12 protein-coding genes are annotated in these 13,568 nt (G+C 62.1%); 10 read left to right on the top strand and 2 right to left on the bottom strand.

Annotated features, from left to right (window positions below; all coding sequences use genetic code 11):
- Nucleotides 1-93: 93 nt before the first annotated feature.
- The 5 genes from purC to ACGYLC_RS06890 all read left to right on the top strand — a co-directional run bounded on the left by purC (nt 94) and on the right by ACGYLC_RS06890 (nt 4,938).
- Complete coding sequence (gene purC / locus ACGYLC_RS06910; protein ID WP_067266657.1) at nt 94-855, top strand: phosphoribosylaminoimidazolesuccinocarboxamide synthase; 762 nt, start codon at nt 94-96, stop codon at nt 853-855.
- 48 nt (nt 856-903) lie between these two features.
- The gene (gene purS, locus ACGYLC_RS06905; protein ID WP_339638769.1) at nt 904-1,134 is read left to right on the top strand and encodes a phosphoribosylformylglycinamidine synthase subunit PurS; all 231 of its coding nucleotides are present in this window, start codon (nt 904-906) and stop codon (nt 1,132-1,134) included.
- Nucleotides 1,134-1,802 (top strand): phosphoribosylformylglycinamidine synthase subunit PurQ, encoded by a 669-nt coding sequence (purQ, locus tag ACGYLC_RS06900; protein WP_394422294.1) that lies wholly within the window; start codon nt 1,134-1,136, stop codon nt 1,800-1,802. Before purS ends, purQ begins: the two co-directional genes overlap by 1 nt.
- Before the next feature lie 69 nt (nt 1,803-1,871).
- Nucleotides 1,872-3,599 carry an ATP-binding protein gene (locus ACGYLC_RS06895; protein ID WP_394403079.1) on the top strand — a complete coding sequence of 576 codons (1,728 nt, stop codon included), beginning with the start codon at nt 1,872-1,874 and terminating at the stop codon, nt 3,597-3,599.
- A 4-nt stretch (nt 3,600-3,603) separates the two neighbouring features.
- Entirely contained in the window at nt 3,604-4,938 is a 1,335-nt protein-coding gene (locus tag ACGYLC_RS06890) for a sigma-54 dependent transcriptional regulator (protein ID WP_067266663.1), read from the top strand.
- A gap of 23 nt (nt 4,939-4,961) precedes the next feature.
- Here the strand turns inward: ACGYLC_RS06890 and ACGYLC_RS06885 are convergent, their stop codons facing one another.
- Nucleotides 4,962-5,252, bottom strand: a complete 291-nt coding sequence (locus tag ACGYLC_RS06885; RefSeq protein ID WP_394403083.1) for a hypothetical protein — start codon at nt 5,250-5,252, stop codon at nt 4,962-4,964.
- A 548-nt stretch (nt 5,253-5,800) separates the two neighbouring features.
- Between ACGYLC_RS06885 and ACGYLC_RS06880 the strand changes: the two genes are divergently transcribed.
- The gene (locus tag ACGYLC_RS06880) at nt 5,801-8,698 is read left to right on the top strand and encodes an Rne/Rng family ribonuclease (protein ID WP_394422293.1); all 2,898 of its coding nucleotides are present in this window, start codon (nt 5,801-5,803) and stop codon (nt 8,696-8,698) included.
- A gap of 89 nt (nt 8,699-8,787) precedes the next feature.
- Here ACGYLC_RS06880 and ACGYLC_RS06875 read toward each other — a convergent pair whose 3' ends face one another.
- Entirely contained in the window at nt 8,788-9,015 is a 228-nt protein-coding gene (locus ACGYLC_RS06875; protein ID WP_394422292.1) for a sulfurtransferase TusA family protein, read from the bottom strand.
- A 91-nt stretch (nt 9,016-9,106) separates the two neighbouring features.
- On the opposite strand from ACGYLC_RS06875, the gene ACGYLC_RS06870 reads away from it, so the two are divergent.
- The 4 genes from ACGYLC_RS06870 to ACGYLC_RS06855 all read left to right on the top strand — a co-directional run bounded on the left by ACGYLC_RS06870 (nt 9,107) and on the right by ACGYLC_RS06855 (nt 13,453).
- Nucleotides 9,107-9,859 carry a cytochrome c biogenesis CcdA family protein gene (locus ACGYLC_RS06870; RefSeq protein ID WP_394422291.1) on the top strand — a complete coding sequence of 251 codons (753 nt, stop codon included), beginning with the start codon at nt 9,107-9,109 and terminating at the stop codon, nt 9,857-9,859.
- A 53-nt stretch (nt 9,860-9,912) separates the two neighbouring features.
- On the top strand, nt 9,913-11,142 hold the full coding sequence (locus ACGYLC_RS06865; RefSeq protein WP_394422290.1) for a hypothetical protein: 1,230 nt from the start codon (nt 9,913-9,915) through the stop codon (nt 11,140-11,142).
- Nucleotides 11,139-12,491, top strand: coding sequence for a cytochrome P450 (locus tag ACGYLC_RS06860; RefSeq protein ID WP_394422289.1), 1,353 nt, complete (start codon nt 11,139-11,141; stop codon nt 12,489-12,491). The genes ACGYLC_RS06865 and ACGYLC_RS06860 overlap by 4 nt, the downstream gene beginning before the upstream one ends.
- Nucleotides 12,492-12,559: 68 nt before the next feature.
- Nucleotides 12,560-13,453: a fructose bisphosphate aldolase gene (locus ACGYLC_RS06855; RefSeq protein ID WP_394422288.1), complete on the top strand. Its 894-nt coding sequence runs from the start codon at nt 12,560-12,562 to the stop codon at nt 13,451-13,453.
- Nucleotides 13,454-13,568 lie beyond the last annotated feature (115 nt).

Genomic DNA, 13,568 nt, shown 5'->3' with positions numbered 1-13,568 from the left:
GGTGGCGGGCCATGCTTGCAGCAGCGGGGTGCTTGCACTAAGAGAAGCGCAAGCGGCGGGGATGTTCCCGGCCCCCTGTTGGAAAGGATGCCCATGGCCCGGCGCAACAAGATCTACGAAGGCAAGGCAAAGATCCTCTATGAAGGTCCCGAGCCCGGTACGATCGTTCAGTATTTCAAAGACGATGCCACGGCCTTCAACGCCGAGAAGAAAGCCACGATCGAAGGCAAGGGCGTGTTGAACAACCGCCTGTCCGAGTTCTTTATGACCGGGCTGAACAGCATTGGCGTGCCGACGCATTTCATCAAACGCCTGAACATGCGCGAACAACTCGTGCGTCAGGTCGAGATCATTCCGCTGGAAGTGATCGTGCGCAACTATGCCGCCGGTTCCATGTCCAAGCGCCTTGGCATCGAAGAGGGCACGCAATTGCCGCGCCCGATTGTCGAATATTGCTACAAGGACGACTCGCTCGGCGATCCGCTGGTCACAGAAGAGCATATCGCCGCCTTCGGCTGGGCCAGCCAGCAAGACATGGACGATATCCTAAGCCTTGCGCTGCGGGTCAATGACTTCATGTCGGGCGTGATGATGGCCGTGGGCATCAAGCTGGTGGACTTCAAGATCGAGATTGGCCGCGTTTACGACGGTGATTTCCAGCGTCTGATCGTCGCCGATGAGATCAGCCCCGACAGCTGCCGCCTGTGGGACATCGAAACGGGCCAGAAGCTCGATAAAGACGTGTTCCGCCGCGATCTCGGCTCGCTCACCGATGCCTATACCGAAGTGGCCAAACGCCTTGGCGTCATGCCCAAGAACAACGCGCCGGTGACCAAGCCGACGCTGATCAATTAACGCGGCTTCGCCGTTCAATTTGCAGATGTTACAAAGGGGTGTCGCGCCATGAAAGCACGGGTGCATGTGATGCTGAAGAACGGGGTGCTCGACCCTCAGGGCGAAGCGGTTCGCCACGCGCTCGGAGCCTTGGGCTTTGACGGGGTGAACGGTGTGCGTCAGGGCAAGGTGATCGAGCTTGACCTCGCCGAGGGCACCTCCGAGGCCGATGTGACCGCCATGTGCGAAAAGCTTTTGGCCAATACGGTGATCGAATCCTATTCGGTGGAGCTGGCCTGATGCACGCAGCGGTGGTTGTCTTTCCCGGGTCCAATTGCGACCGCGACCTTGCCGTGGCTTTCAAAGCCGCGGGCGCCAAGGTCTCCATGGTCTGGCACAAGGACAGCGAACTGCCGCAAGGCGTTGATATCGTGGGGATCCCCGGCGGGTTCTCCTATGGCGATTACCTGCGCTGCGGGGCCATCGCCGCGAATTCGCCGATCTGCCGCACCGTGGCGGCCCATGCGGAGCGCGGCGGCTATGTGCTGGGCATCTGCAACGGTTTTCAGGTGCTGACCGAAACCGGCCTGCTGCCGGGCGCGCTGCTGCGGAACGCAGGGCTAAAATACATCTGCAAGACCGTGGGTCTGAAGGTCGAGACCACGGCGAGCGATTACACCAGCGGCTACAGTGCCGGTCAGGTCATCGACATTCCGATCGCCCACCACGACGGCAACTATTTCGCGGATGACGAGACGATTGCGAAACTGCGCGGCGAAGATCGCGTGGCCTTCAGCTATGCCGAGAACCCGAATGGCGCGCGCGATGACATCGCGGGCATCCTGTCGGAGAACCGCCGCGTGCTGGGCATGATGCCACACCCTGAGCGGGCGGCGGAGGCTGCGCATGGCAATACGGATGGGGCGGCGCTCTTCCGCGCATTGACCGGTGCTTTGCAAACCGCCTGACTTGAGTGCGGCGCGCGGAGCGCGTAAGTTGCCGCGATGAGTGATACATCCGGTTCCGAAGGCAATAGCATGGCCGTATCCTGGCGGGTGCGGTTTGCCATCGCGTCGCTGATGATCCTCGCCGTGGTGACGATTTCGATCACCAACAAGCTGCTGACCGACCGTTTTACCGAAAGCACCCGCAACCGCGCCGAACTGCGCATCGCGCTTTATAGCGGCAACCTGCTGGCGGAACTGCGCCAGAATGCCATCGTGCCGCAGCTTTTGGCCCGCGACCCAACCTTGATCGGGGCGCTGCAAACGGCGGATTATTCCCTGTCGACGCAGCGGCTTATCTCCTTCGTGGAAGAGATTGGCGCGGCCTCTTTGATGCTTTACGACATCGACGGGCGCACGGTGGCGGCGACCGACCGCAACCGCTTGGGCTCTGCGCATAAATCCGCGCCCTATTTCGTCGACGCCATCCGCTCTAACGCGACGATCTTTTCGACCATCGAGCGGGAGCAGGGCGGCTATCGTTTCCTTTATTCGCGGCGGATGCAGTCTGGCGGCACGACCCTTGGCGTGATCGCGGTCGAGGTCGACTTGCAAAAATTCGAACGCGCATGGGCCGGGATTTCCGACGCGGTGATTGTCATGGACAGCACCGGGCAGATCATTCTCGCCACCGAGCCGCGCTGGCGCGGGCTGACCGAACCCGAAGCCTTGGCCAACCACACGCCGCAAAGCGCCATCGAGCGCGCCATCCAAGCCACCACGGATTGGACCGCGCTGCCGCCTGATGCCTACCTGCAAGGCGAAGCGGTGATGCGGCTGGAGAACCGCATCCCGTTCCGCGGCTGGCGGATGAGCAGTTACACCACCTATGCCTCCGTGCGTGAAAAGGTGAACGGCGTGCTGGCGCTTGAGGTCATGGGCTTTGCGATCCTGCTGGCCTTGGCGTTCTACTTCCTCAGCCGTCGCACCGCCGGCAGGCTGGCGATTTTCCAACGGGAATCGGCCAAGCTCAGGGCGCTGAACCTTGCCCTCCAACGTGAGATCGCTGAGCGCAAGCGGGTGCAACAGACCCTCGCCGTGGCCGAGCAAACCCTTGAACAGTCATCGAAACTTGCCGCCTTGGGTGAGATGTCCGCCGCCGTGAGCCATGAGTTGAATCAACCGCTTGCCGCGATGAAGACCTATCTGGCGGGCGCGCGGTTGTTGCTCAATCGCAACCGGCAGGATGAGGCCCTGTCGTCCTTTGGGCGCATCGACGATCTGATCGAACGGATGGGCGCGATTACCCGGCAGCTGAAATCCTATGCCCGCAAGGGGCAAGAGGCCTTCTCTCCGGTCGACATGGGGGCGGCCTTGGCCTCATCCCTGTCGATGATGGAGCCGCAATTGCGCCAACGGCAGGTCCAGATCAGCCGTATCCTGCCCGATAATCCCGTCATGGTGATGGGAGACCGTATGCGGATCGAACAAGTTATGGTAAACCTGTTAAGAAATGCATTGGACGCAACAAAATCGGAACGAAACCCTCAGGTGGACATTATACTATCAGCGGGGGAGACGGCGACATTGACCGTGCGCGACAATGGCCCGGGGATCGAAGACTTGGACGCGCTGTTCGAACCTTTCTACACGACCAAACAGCCCGGCGATGGCGTGGGGCTGGGTCTTGCCATTTCATCGGGGATCGTCAACGACCTCGGCGGGAGGCTGACGGCGCGCAACGGACAGAACGGTGGCGCTGTATTTGAAATGCAACTGCCCATATTGGCAGATGAAACGAAGATAGAAGCGGCGGAGTAAACGCATGGCTCAGGCAATGAAAATCGCGATTGTAGATGACGAACAGGACATGCGGCAGTCGATCAGCCAGTGGCTGGCCCTCTCGGGCTATGACACGGAAACTTTCGGCAGCGCCGAGGATGCGCTCAAGACATTGGGGCCGGACTATCCGGGCATCGTCATCTCCGACATCAAGATGCCGGGCATGGATGGGATGCAATTTCTGAAAAAGCTCATGGGCAGCGACTCGGCCCTGCCGGTCATTATGATAACCGGCCATGGCGACGTGCCGATGGCGGTGGAGGCGATGCGGGTGGGCGCGTTTGACTTCCTCGAAAAACCCTTCAACCCCGACCGGATGAGCGAACTGGCCAAGAAGGCCACCAACGCGCGGCGGCTGGTGATGGACAACCGCGCCCTGCGGCGTGAATTGTCGGATGGCGGTCAGTTGATGAAAAAGCTGATCGGCCAATCCCCGGTGATGGAGCGCCTGCGCGAGGATATTCTGGATCTGGGGCAGGCCGATGGTCATGTGCTGATCGACGGGGAAACCGGGACGGGTAAGACTTTGGTTGCCCATGCGCTGCACGCCGTCGGCTCGCGGGCGGGCAAGAAATTCGTGCTCGTCTCCTGCGGTGCTTTGGAGGAAGAGGCGCTGGCCAAACGGCTGTTCGGCCCGATGCAGCCCGAAGATGCGCAACTGCCCGCCATCGAAGAGGCCCGCGGTGGCACCTTGGTTTTGGAGGATATCGAGGCGCTGTCCGAGCAGCTTCAAGCCCGCCTGTTGAGCGCGATCAACGAGCAGGGCACCCCGGCGGAGACACGGATCGTCGCCATTTCGAACCTGCAAGAGGCAGGGCGCACCTCGGAAGATGCGCTGCGCTCGGACCTGTTTTATCGTCTGGCGGCCCTCCGCATCACCGTGCCCCCCCTGCGCCAGCGCGGCGAGGATATTCTGACGCTTTTCACCCGGTTGAGCGATCAATTTGCGGATGAATACGGTTGCGAAGCGCCTCAGGTCAGTGCGCAAGAGGCGGCACAGCTGTTGCAGGCGCCATGGCCCGGGAACGTGCGGCAACTCATCAATGTGGCTGAACGCGCCGTACTGCAATCGCGCCGCGGCTCGGGCACCATCGCCTCGCTGTTGATGAGCGACCATGACGAGATGCAGCCGGTGATGACCACCGAAGGCAAACCGCTGAAGGAGTATGTCGAAGCCTTTGAGCGCATGTTGATCGACAACACCATGCGCCGCCACAAGGGCTCAATCGCCAGCGTGATGGACGAGCTTTGCCTACCGCGCCGGACCTTGAATGAAAAGATGGCAAAATACGGTTTGCAGCGGTCAGATTACCTCTGACCGCGCCCTACAAGCAGCGCGGCTTAACCGCTGCGCTGCTCTGCGATCTCAACCGCTTTGCCATTCGGATCGGTGATGCAAGACCAGCTCGCCGCGCCGGGTACATCGACGATATGGCGGTAAAGCTCAACGATCGGGCGGGTGGTGTTGATCGCAACCCCCGCCGCTCCGGTTTGCTGGGCCACCGCGGAGACGCAGCTTTTCTGCCCGCGCAATTCCGCCAGCGCCGCGGGGTCGTCGGCCACGGCGATCTCGTCACAGGCGGCGAGGCCCAGAAGGGTCAGACAAAGCGCGGGGCGCAGGAATTTAGGCATGAAAGCGGTCCTTTGAAACTCTGGGCCGCAGCGGCGGCAAGGCAATTCTATGGCGTCGCCCAGCGGTAGCTGCCGCGACAGTCTGAATGTTTCCAAGCCCATGCGCCTTGTCAACCGACCCGGGGTAAAGCGCATTTGACTGTTGCTCATTCGATTGACCATTGTGTTTCACCCCGTAAAGCCCTTAACTAGCCGGATAAGTCCCGTAACGCCCGACCGGCGTGGGGTGACTTTTGACAGTTTCGCTGCCGTGCCCGCCCGACGCCGGGGGGCCAGCAGACCGATTGGGCCGGAAACGGCCGAAGAACCGCTGATATTCGTGAGGGTTAGCCCGACCGAAGCACAGCTAATTAATGGATGGGAGAGGCCGCAGAGCCCTCGCATCGGAGAAGAACCGCGATGACGCGCGCAGATGCTCAGAGCAGACAGTCGGGGGCCCTTGGTGGCCCTGCTGTTGCCGCGTCCTCCATCGCCCTGACAAGTCACACCTCCCAGCCCGAAGCCCCGCCAGGGGCCTTTTGTGCGCGGGTGCTGTGCATAATGGATCTATGTCTAAGAAAATGCTTATCGATGCCACCCACGCCGAGGAAACTCGGGTCGTGGTCGTGGACGGAAACAAGGTCGAAGAATTCGATTTTGAATCGGAAAACAAACGCCAACTTGCTGGCAATATCTATCTAGCCAAGGTTACACGGGTCGAACCGTCGCTTCAGGCGGCCTTTGTCGACTATGGCGGCAACCGTCACGGTTTCCTCGCTTTTTCGGAAATCCACCCCGATTACTATCAAATTCCCGTGGCCGACCGTCAGGCGCTGTTGGAAGAAGAGCGCGCCTATGCCGAAGCGCAGGCCGCCAAGGACGACGAGGAAGAAAAACCCAAGCGGACCCGCTCGCGCTCGCGCAGCCGGTCGAAGAGCCAAGCCGCCGAGACCAACAGCGACGATGCCGTAGCCACCGCCGAAGTCGCCGAGGACAGCAGCGATCAGATCGCGGGCATGGAAACCGTCGATCTCGACAGCGAAGAGGGCAGCTCGCCCATGGAGCGGGTCGCGGAGACGCCGGTTGAAGAGCCCGAGAGCGACGCGAACGACGACGCGGCCAAGGCCGCTGACCCAGCCCCCGCGGATGCCGATGATGCGGCGAAAGCGGGCAACACTGTCGCCAAGGATGACGCTCAGACCGACGGCGAAGAGGCCGATGGCGAAGACGACAAAGGCAGCGATGCCGCCGCCAAGGACGATTCCATCGAATCCGTCGCCGATGAGGACGACAGCGAAGACATCCGCCCCGTGCGCAAACCGCGCCCGCGCCGCTACAAGATTCAAGAGGTCATCAAGGTCCGCCAAATCCTGCTGGTGCAGGTCGTCAAGGAAGAGCGCGGGAACAAGGGTGCTGCGCTGACCACCTACCTCAGCCTCGCCGGTCGTTACTGCGTGCTGATGCCCAACACTGCCCGTGGCGGTGGCATCAGCCGCAAGATCACCAATGCCGCCGACCGCAAGAAGCTCAAGGAAATCGCGACCGAGATCGAGGTGCCGAAAGGTGCGGGACTCATCGTGCGCACCGCCGGGGCGAAACGCACCAAGGCCGAGATCAAGCGCGATTACGAATACCTCCAGCGTCTCTGGGAGCAGATCCGCGAGTTGACGCTGAAGTCCATCGCGCCTGCCAAAATCTACGAGGAAGGTGACCTGATCAAACGCTCGATCCGCGACCTCTACAACCGCGAGATCGACGAGATCCACGTCGAGGGCGAGCGCGGTTACCGCATCGCCAAGGACTTCATGAAGATGATCATGCCGTCCCACGCCAAGAACGTGAAGCTTTACAACGAAAGCCTGCCGCTCTTTGCCCGCTACCAGGTCGAAAGCTACCTCTCGGGCATGTTCAACCCGACGGTGCAACTGCCCTCGGGCGGCTATATCGTGATCGGCGTGACCGAAGCGCTGGTGGCGATCGACGTGAACTCGGGCCGGGCCACCAAGGAAGGCTCGATCGAACAGACCGCACTCAAGACCAACCTTGAAGCCGCCGATGAGGTCGCACGACAGCTGCGTCTGCGTGACCTTGCCGGGCTTATCGTGATCGACTTCATCGACATGGACGAGCGCAAGAACAACGCCGCCGTCGAAAAGCGCATGAAGGACCGCCTCAAGACCGACCGGGCGCGGATTCAAGTGGGCCGCATCTCGGGCTTCGGCCTGATGGAAATGTCGCGCCAACGTCTGCGCCCAGGCATGATCGAGGCGACGACCCAGCCTTGCCACGCCTGCCACGGCACCGGCCTCGTGCGCTCGGACGATAACCTCGCCCTGTCGATCATCCGCCAGATCGAAGAAGAAGGCACCCGCCGCCGCTCGCGCGAGGTGCTGGTGCGCGCGCCCGTGGGCATCGCCAACTTCCTGATGAACCAAAAACGCGAGCATATCGCCCATATCGAAATGCGCTACGGCATGTCGGTGCGGATCGAAGGTGATCCCTCGCTGGTGAGCCCCGACTTCCAGATCGAGAAGTTCAAGACGGCCACGCGCACCGTGCCGCCCGTCTCGGATCACGTCGTCTCGGTCGATACCTCCCTGATGGATCAAATCGACGAGGATGAGAGCGCCGCCGAGGCCGAAGAGGTTCCCGCCGCACAGGATGCCAGCCCCTCAGACAACGGGAACGGCAATGGCAATGGTGAAGAGGGTGAGGGCAAATCCAAGCGCCGCCGCCGCCGTCGCCGCAGCCGGGGTGGCCGTGGCCGCAACGGCAATGGCGATCAGCAGAACGGTGCAGAGGATCAAAACGGTGCTCAGCAGCAGGACGAGGCGAAATCGGACGAGGGCGAGAAAACCGCGCCGGTAGAAGCGGAAGCCCCGCAGGCCGAAGCGGAAGCCGCGCCTGCCGAGGAGAAGCCCAAGCCGAAATCCCGCAGCCGCTCGCGCAAGCCCAAGGCCGAAGTCGCCCCCGAAGCGGAACCCGCGCCCGAAGCTCTTGCCGCCGCAGAAGGCGAAGCACCGAAAGTCAGCGCCGAAGCCGAAGGGGAGGAGACGCCCAAGCCGAAGGCCAAGCGCAGCCGTCGGACCAAGAAACCCGCAGCCGACGCAGCGGAAGAGACCGTAAGCGCAGACGCCGTGGCAACCGAGGAAGAGCCCGCGCCGAAGCCTAAGCGCCGCAGCCGCGCCAAGGCCAAGCCGGTCGAGCCGGTGGCCGAAGCCACGCCCGATGCGATGGCCGAAGCCCTGCCGGGCGAGGCGCCCATCGCGGCTCCGTCACCGGAGACGGCGGCGCCTGTCGCGGAAGCGCCTCAACCTGAGCCGCAGCCCGAACCCGCGCCTCAACCAGTCGAGGCCGAGGCTCCCGCTGCCGAAGCCGCTCCTGAGCCGGTCGCGGAAAAGGTTGAAGAGCAGCCCACTGAAAAGCCCAAGCCCAAACGGCGCGGCTGGTGGTCACTGGGCAGCTAAGACGCTTTAGACAAAGAAAACGGCGGGCTTTCAGGCCCGCCGTTTTCAGTTTTGGCATAGGGTAAGAAAGACGGCGCGAATGCGCCCGTTCAGCCGCCCTTGGTGATGATGTAAAGCTCTGCCGCGCCCTCGGTCCGGGTTTCGGTCAGCTGATGGCCCGCCTCGGCACAGAAATGCGGCACGTCGATCACGGCGGCGGGGTCATCCGCCGTCATGTGAAGCTGATCGCCCGGCGCAAGCGCCGTCAGTCGTTTGCGTGCCTTCAGCACGGGCAGGGGGCAGAGAAGCCCCGTGGCATCCAGTTTTTCGATCTTCATAAGCTCAGTTAAGCCAAGCCGGTCCCGAGGTCCACGATCTTGTGACAATATGACAGGTGACGCCGGGGCCATGTCGGTCTAGGAGTTGGTCATGTTTGAAGTAAGCCTCATCGACGCCGGGATCCTGCCGGCCATGACCATCGCCCTTGTCGCCGGGATTTTCAGTTTCCTGTCGCCCTGCGTACTGCCCATCGTGCCGCCCTATCTGGCCTATATGGGGGGCGTGTCGATCAATGACATGTCGAGCCAATCCAGCGCGCGGCGCCGCGCCGTGGTGGCGGCGCTGTTTTTCGTGCTGGGGCTGAGCACCGTTTTCGTGCTCTTGGGTTTCACCGCCTCGGCATTCGGGATGTTCTTTCTCCAGAATCAGGCGCTTTTCGCCAAGATTTCCGGCGTGGTGATCATTGTCTTCGGCCTGCATTTCATCGGCCTTTTCCGCATTCCCTTTCTGGATCAAGAAGCGCGGTTGGATGCGGGCGACAAGGGCGGTTCCAGCTTTGGCGCCTATGTTCTGGGGCTGGCCTTCGCCTTTGGCTGGACGCCCTGCATCGGCCCACAGCTTGGCGCGATCCTGTCGCTCGCGGCGAGTGAGGCTTCCGTCTCGCGCGGGACGCTCTTGCTGGGCGTCTATGCGGCAGGGCTGGGGATTCCGTTCCTGCTGGCTGCGATGTTCATCACCCGCGCGATAACGCTGATGAACCGCATCAAACCGCATATGAAGCTGATCGAACGGATTATGGGGGGGCTTCTCGTGCTCGTCGGGCTGGCTCTGCTTACCGGTGCCTTCACGGCCTTCTCCTTCTGGTTGCTCGAAACCTTCCCGATCCTCGCAACCGTGGGTTAAGCCTTATTCTCGCCCCGAATGACGGCTAGACTATGCCGAAGAAGAGGGCGGGCATGGCAAACACAGCGCAGGCAAAGACGGTGAAAAGGCGCCGGGTGTTCTACATCCCCGGCTACGATCCGATTCACCCGCGCCGCTACCGAGAGCTTTACCGCAAGGAGGGCGCTGCGCAGGCAGCAATCTCGGGCTATGAGATCGGGCTGAAGCCGAAGGCGGGCCGCGGCAATTACGGCTGGCAGGTGGATGCTGAGATCGACGGGCAGCGGGTGACCGCGCAGGTCGAGGTGCTGGTCTGGTCCGACATCGTGCGCCAAAGCATGAGCAGTTCGATCCCCGCGACCTATTGGCAATTGCTGCGCACCGCTTGGGTCTACATCGGGTCGGGCGCGCTTTGGCGGCTGATGCGGCTGCGCAAGGGGCCGGTGATCGCCGCACTTTACCCCGTTGGCATGTTGATCGCGCAGGCGCTGCTGGCGCTGGTCCTTGGCCTGTTGGCCTATGCCGCGCTTGCGGTGCTCAGCGATCATTGGGCCGCACGGCTCGCCTTCGCGGCTTTGGGCATGGGGTTGGGCGTTGCCCTGCTGCGCTGGTTCAAAAGGAAGGACGGCAAGTTTTTCGCCTATTACCTCATGCATGACTACGCCTATTCCGCCGCCACCAAGGGCGCGAATCCGCCGCAGCTTGAGGCCCGAATGGCCACCTTTGCCGATGCCATCGCCGCTGCGCTGACTGATGATGTCGACGAGGTCTTGGTCGTCGGCCATTCCTCGGGCGCGCATCTGGGGGTTTCGGTACTGGCCGATCTGATCCGGTCGGGCAAGGTGGCCGAAGGCGGACCTGCTCTGGGTTTCCTCACGCTGGGGCAGGTGGTGCCAATGGTGTCTTTCCTGCCCCGGGCCGAGCGGTTGCGCGGCGATCTGCGCTATCTCTCGGCACGTGATGAATTGGCTTGGGTGGATGTCACCGCCCCGGGCGATGGCTGCGCCTTTGCGCTGTGCGATCCGGTGTCGGTCTCCGGTGTGGCGCCCGAAGGGAAACGCTGGCCGCTGGTCTTCTCCGCCGCCTTTACGCAAACCCTCAGTCCCGCGCGGTGGAAGGCGCTCCGCTGGCGCTTCTTCCGGCTGCATTTCCAGTATCTCTGCGCCTTTGACCGACCGCGCGACTACGATTATTTCCAGATCACCGCCGGGCCGCGCACACTCGCCGCGCGCTATGACGGGCGGCCGGCGTCGAAATCGCGCATCGACTACGCCGTCAGCAAATACACCTCTGTCGCCGCATGAGCCATCCGCCCAAACCCCCCGCGCGGCCCGACCGGGTGTCGCTCTGGCGCTATGCCAAACTGTTTCGCGCCGACATCCTCTCGGCCCAGCCCGCGCGGCTCTACCGGGCGTGGATGGCAGAGTTTAAAACGCCCTTCTTTCGCAGCTACCTGATGAACCAGCCCGAGCTGGTCAAAACCGTGTTGAAGGACCGACCCGAAGATTTCCCCAAGTCCGACCGCATCGGCGAGGGGCTGCGCCCCCTCTTGGGCAACTCTGTCTTTCTGACCAATGGCGAGACATGGAAACGCCAGCGCCGCATCATCGACCCGGCCTTCGAGGGCGGGCGGCTGCGAGAGACTTTCCCGGCCATGTGGGGCGCGGCTGAAGCCGCTGCGGCGAGGCTGGCGCCCAAGGCAGGGCAGGTCATCGAGATCGAAGCCGAGACCAGCCACGCCGCCGCCGATGTGATTTTTCGCACGCTGTTTTCCCTGCCGATCGAACATCAAGTCGCCCGGGCGGTCTTTGACGAGTTTCGCAATTATCAACGCAGCCAGCCGATCCTGAACCTCGGGGCGCTCTTGCCGCTGCCGCGCTGGATGCCGCGCCTGTTTCGCCGCGACACGCGGGCCAGTGCGGCGCGGATCAGGACGCTGATCACCGATCTGACCCGCGCGCGCATGGCGCAGATCGAGGCCGGCACCGCGCCCGACGATCTTGCGACCAAGATCATGACCCAAGCTGATCCCGAAACCTCAGAGCGCTTCGACACCGAAGAGATGGTCGATCAGGTCGCGATTTTCTTTCTTGCGGGGCATGAGACCAGCGCTTCGGCCCTTGCTTGGGCGCTGTATTTGATGGCGACCCATCCCGCGTGGCAAGAGCGTTTGGCGGAAGAGGCGCAGGCGCTTGAGACCTGCGACTTCGCGGTGATGTCGAAACTCAAGCTCAGCCGCGATGTCTTTCGCGAAACGCTGCGCCTCTACCCGCCGGTCCCGATGATGGTGCGGGAGAACCGCTGCCCCGAACGCTTCCGTGACCGAGAGGTGAAACAGGGCGCGCAACTGGTGCTCAGCCCGTGGCATCTGCACCGCCACGAACGGCTGTGGGACAACCCCGACGGCTTTGACCCGACCCGCTGGCAGACCGAGAATGGCAAACAGTGCCAACGCGAGGCTTTCATCCCATTCTCAGCCGGGCCGCGGGTCTGCACGGGGGCGGGCTTTGCCATGGTCGAGGGGCCGCTGATCCTGTCGCGCATCCTGCGCGACTTCCGCGTGACGGCCCAGCCGGGCCGGGTGCCGGTGCCTGTCGCACATTTGACCGTCCGATCAGATAAGGGCATTTGGTTAGCGCTATCAAGACGCTAGCTGCTATCATCGGCTTTGCGTTTCAATTAGAAACGCTGCGAACGGAATCAAAATAGGATCTGGGTGATATGGGCTACGACAAGGCGCAACTTGAGCAAATGAACAGCGGCAAGGGCTTCATCGCGGCGCTTGATCAATCGGGTGGCTCCACCCCCAAGGCGCTGAGCCTCTATGGCGTGGAACCGTCGGATTACAACGGCGACGAAGAGATGTTCAAAGCTGTCCACGACATGCGCGCGCGGATCATTCTGGCCGATGATTTCACCTCTGAGAAAGTGATCGGCGCGATCCTTTTCGAGCGCACGATGGATGACACGATCAACGGCAAACCGGTCGCGCAGCTGCTCTGGGAAGACCGGGGCGTGGTGCCTTTCCTGAAGATCGACAAGGGTCTGGAAGAGACCAACATCGGTGTGCAGATGATGAAGCCGATCATGGAGATCGACGATCTGCTGGCCCGCGCGGTGAAGAATGGCATCTTCGGCACCAAGGAGCGATCAGTCATCCACGATGCCAACGAGAGCGGCATCGCCGCCGTGGTGGCACAGCAGTTCGAACTGGCCAAACAGGTCTGCGCCGCCGGCCTCGTGCCGATCATCGAGCCTGAGGTGAACATCAATTCCGAGAGCAAGGCCGAGGCCGAAGAGATTCTGCACGGAGAGATCGCGAAACACCTGAAGGCGCTGCCCGAAGGCGAGATGGTGATGCTGAAACTGACGATCCCCGAAAAGGCCGGTCTCTATGACGATCTGGCCGAACATGCCAATGTGCTGCGCGTCGTGGCGCTGTCGGGCGGCTATTCCACGGCGGAAGCCTGCGAACGGCTGGGCAAGAACCGGACCATGATCGCCAGCTTCTCCCGCGCTTTGACCGAAGGGCTGAACGTCAAGATGACGGACGCGGAGTTCAACACGGCGCTAGGGCAGAACATCGACAAAATTTACCAAGCCTCAATTTGCTAAGCGGAATTTTTTAAAAATTCCGAAGCCGTTTTCTTTTAAAGAAAACGGCTACACGATCCGCCGGATGGGTTCACGATTGCAAAATATGATGACCTGTCCGGCGTTCTCAACCGCT

The sequence above is a fragment of the Sulfitobacter sp. 1A12157 genome (assembly GCF_043557345.1).
GTDB lineage: Bacteria > Pseudomonadota > Alphaproteobacteria > Rhodobacterales > Rhodobacteraceae > Sulfitobacter.
This window is presented reverse-complemented; position numbering and strand designations above follow the sequence as displayed.

Excerpts from the sequence above, each read along its gene's own strand:
- purC (WP_067266657.1), top strand. The coding sequence starts at position 94 with ATGGCCCGGCGCAACAAGATCTACGAAGGCAAGGCAAAGATCCTCTAT.
- ACGYLC_RS06865 (WP_394422290.1), top strand. The coding sequence starts at position 9,913 with ATGGCAAACACAGCGCAGGCAAAGACGGTGAAAAGGCGCCGGGTGTTC.
- ACGYLC_RS06870 (WP_394422291.1), top strand. The coding sequence starts at position 9,107 with ATGTTTGAAGTAAGCCTCATCGACGCCGGGATCCTGCCGGCCATGACC.
- ACGYLC_RS06860 (WP_394422289.1), top strand. The coding sequence starts at position 11,139 with ATGAGCCATCCGCCCAAACCCCCCGCGCGGCCCGACCGGGTGTCGCTC.
- ACGYLC_RS06855 (WP_394422288.1), top strand. The coding sequence starts at position 12,560 with ATGGGCTACGACAAGGCGCAACTTGAGCAAATGAACAGCGGCAAGGGC.
- ACGYLC_RS06885 (WP_394403083.1), bottom strand. The coding sequence starts at position 5,252 with ATGCCTAAATTCCTGCGCCCCGCGCTTTGTCTGACCCTTCTGGGCCTC.
- ACGYLC_RS06875 (WP_394422292.1), bottom strand. The coding sequence starts at position 9,015 with ATGAAGATCGAAAAACTGGATGCCACGGGGCTTCTCTGCCCCCTGCCC.
- purQ (WP_394422294.1), top strand. The coding sequence starts at position 1,134 with ATGCACGCAGCGGTGGTTGTCTTTCCCGGGTCCAATTGCGACCGCGAC.
- ACGYLC_RS06895 (WP_394403079.1), top strand. The coding sequence starts at position 1,872 with ATGGCCGTATCCTGGCGGGTGCGGTTTGCCATCGCGTCGCTGATGATC.
- ACGYLC_RS06880 (WP_394422293.1), top strand. The coding sequence starts at position 5,801 with ATGTCTAAGAAAATGCTTATCGATGCCACCCACGCCGAGGAAACTCGG.
- purS (WP_339638769.1), top strand. The coding sequence starts at position 904 with ATGAAAGCACGGGTGCATGTGATGCTGAAGAACGGGGTGCTCGACCCT.
- ACGYLC_RS06890 (WP_067266663.1), top strand. The coding sequence starts at position 3,604 with ATGGCTCAGGCAATGAAAATCGCGATTGTAGATGACGAACAGGACATG.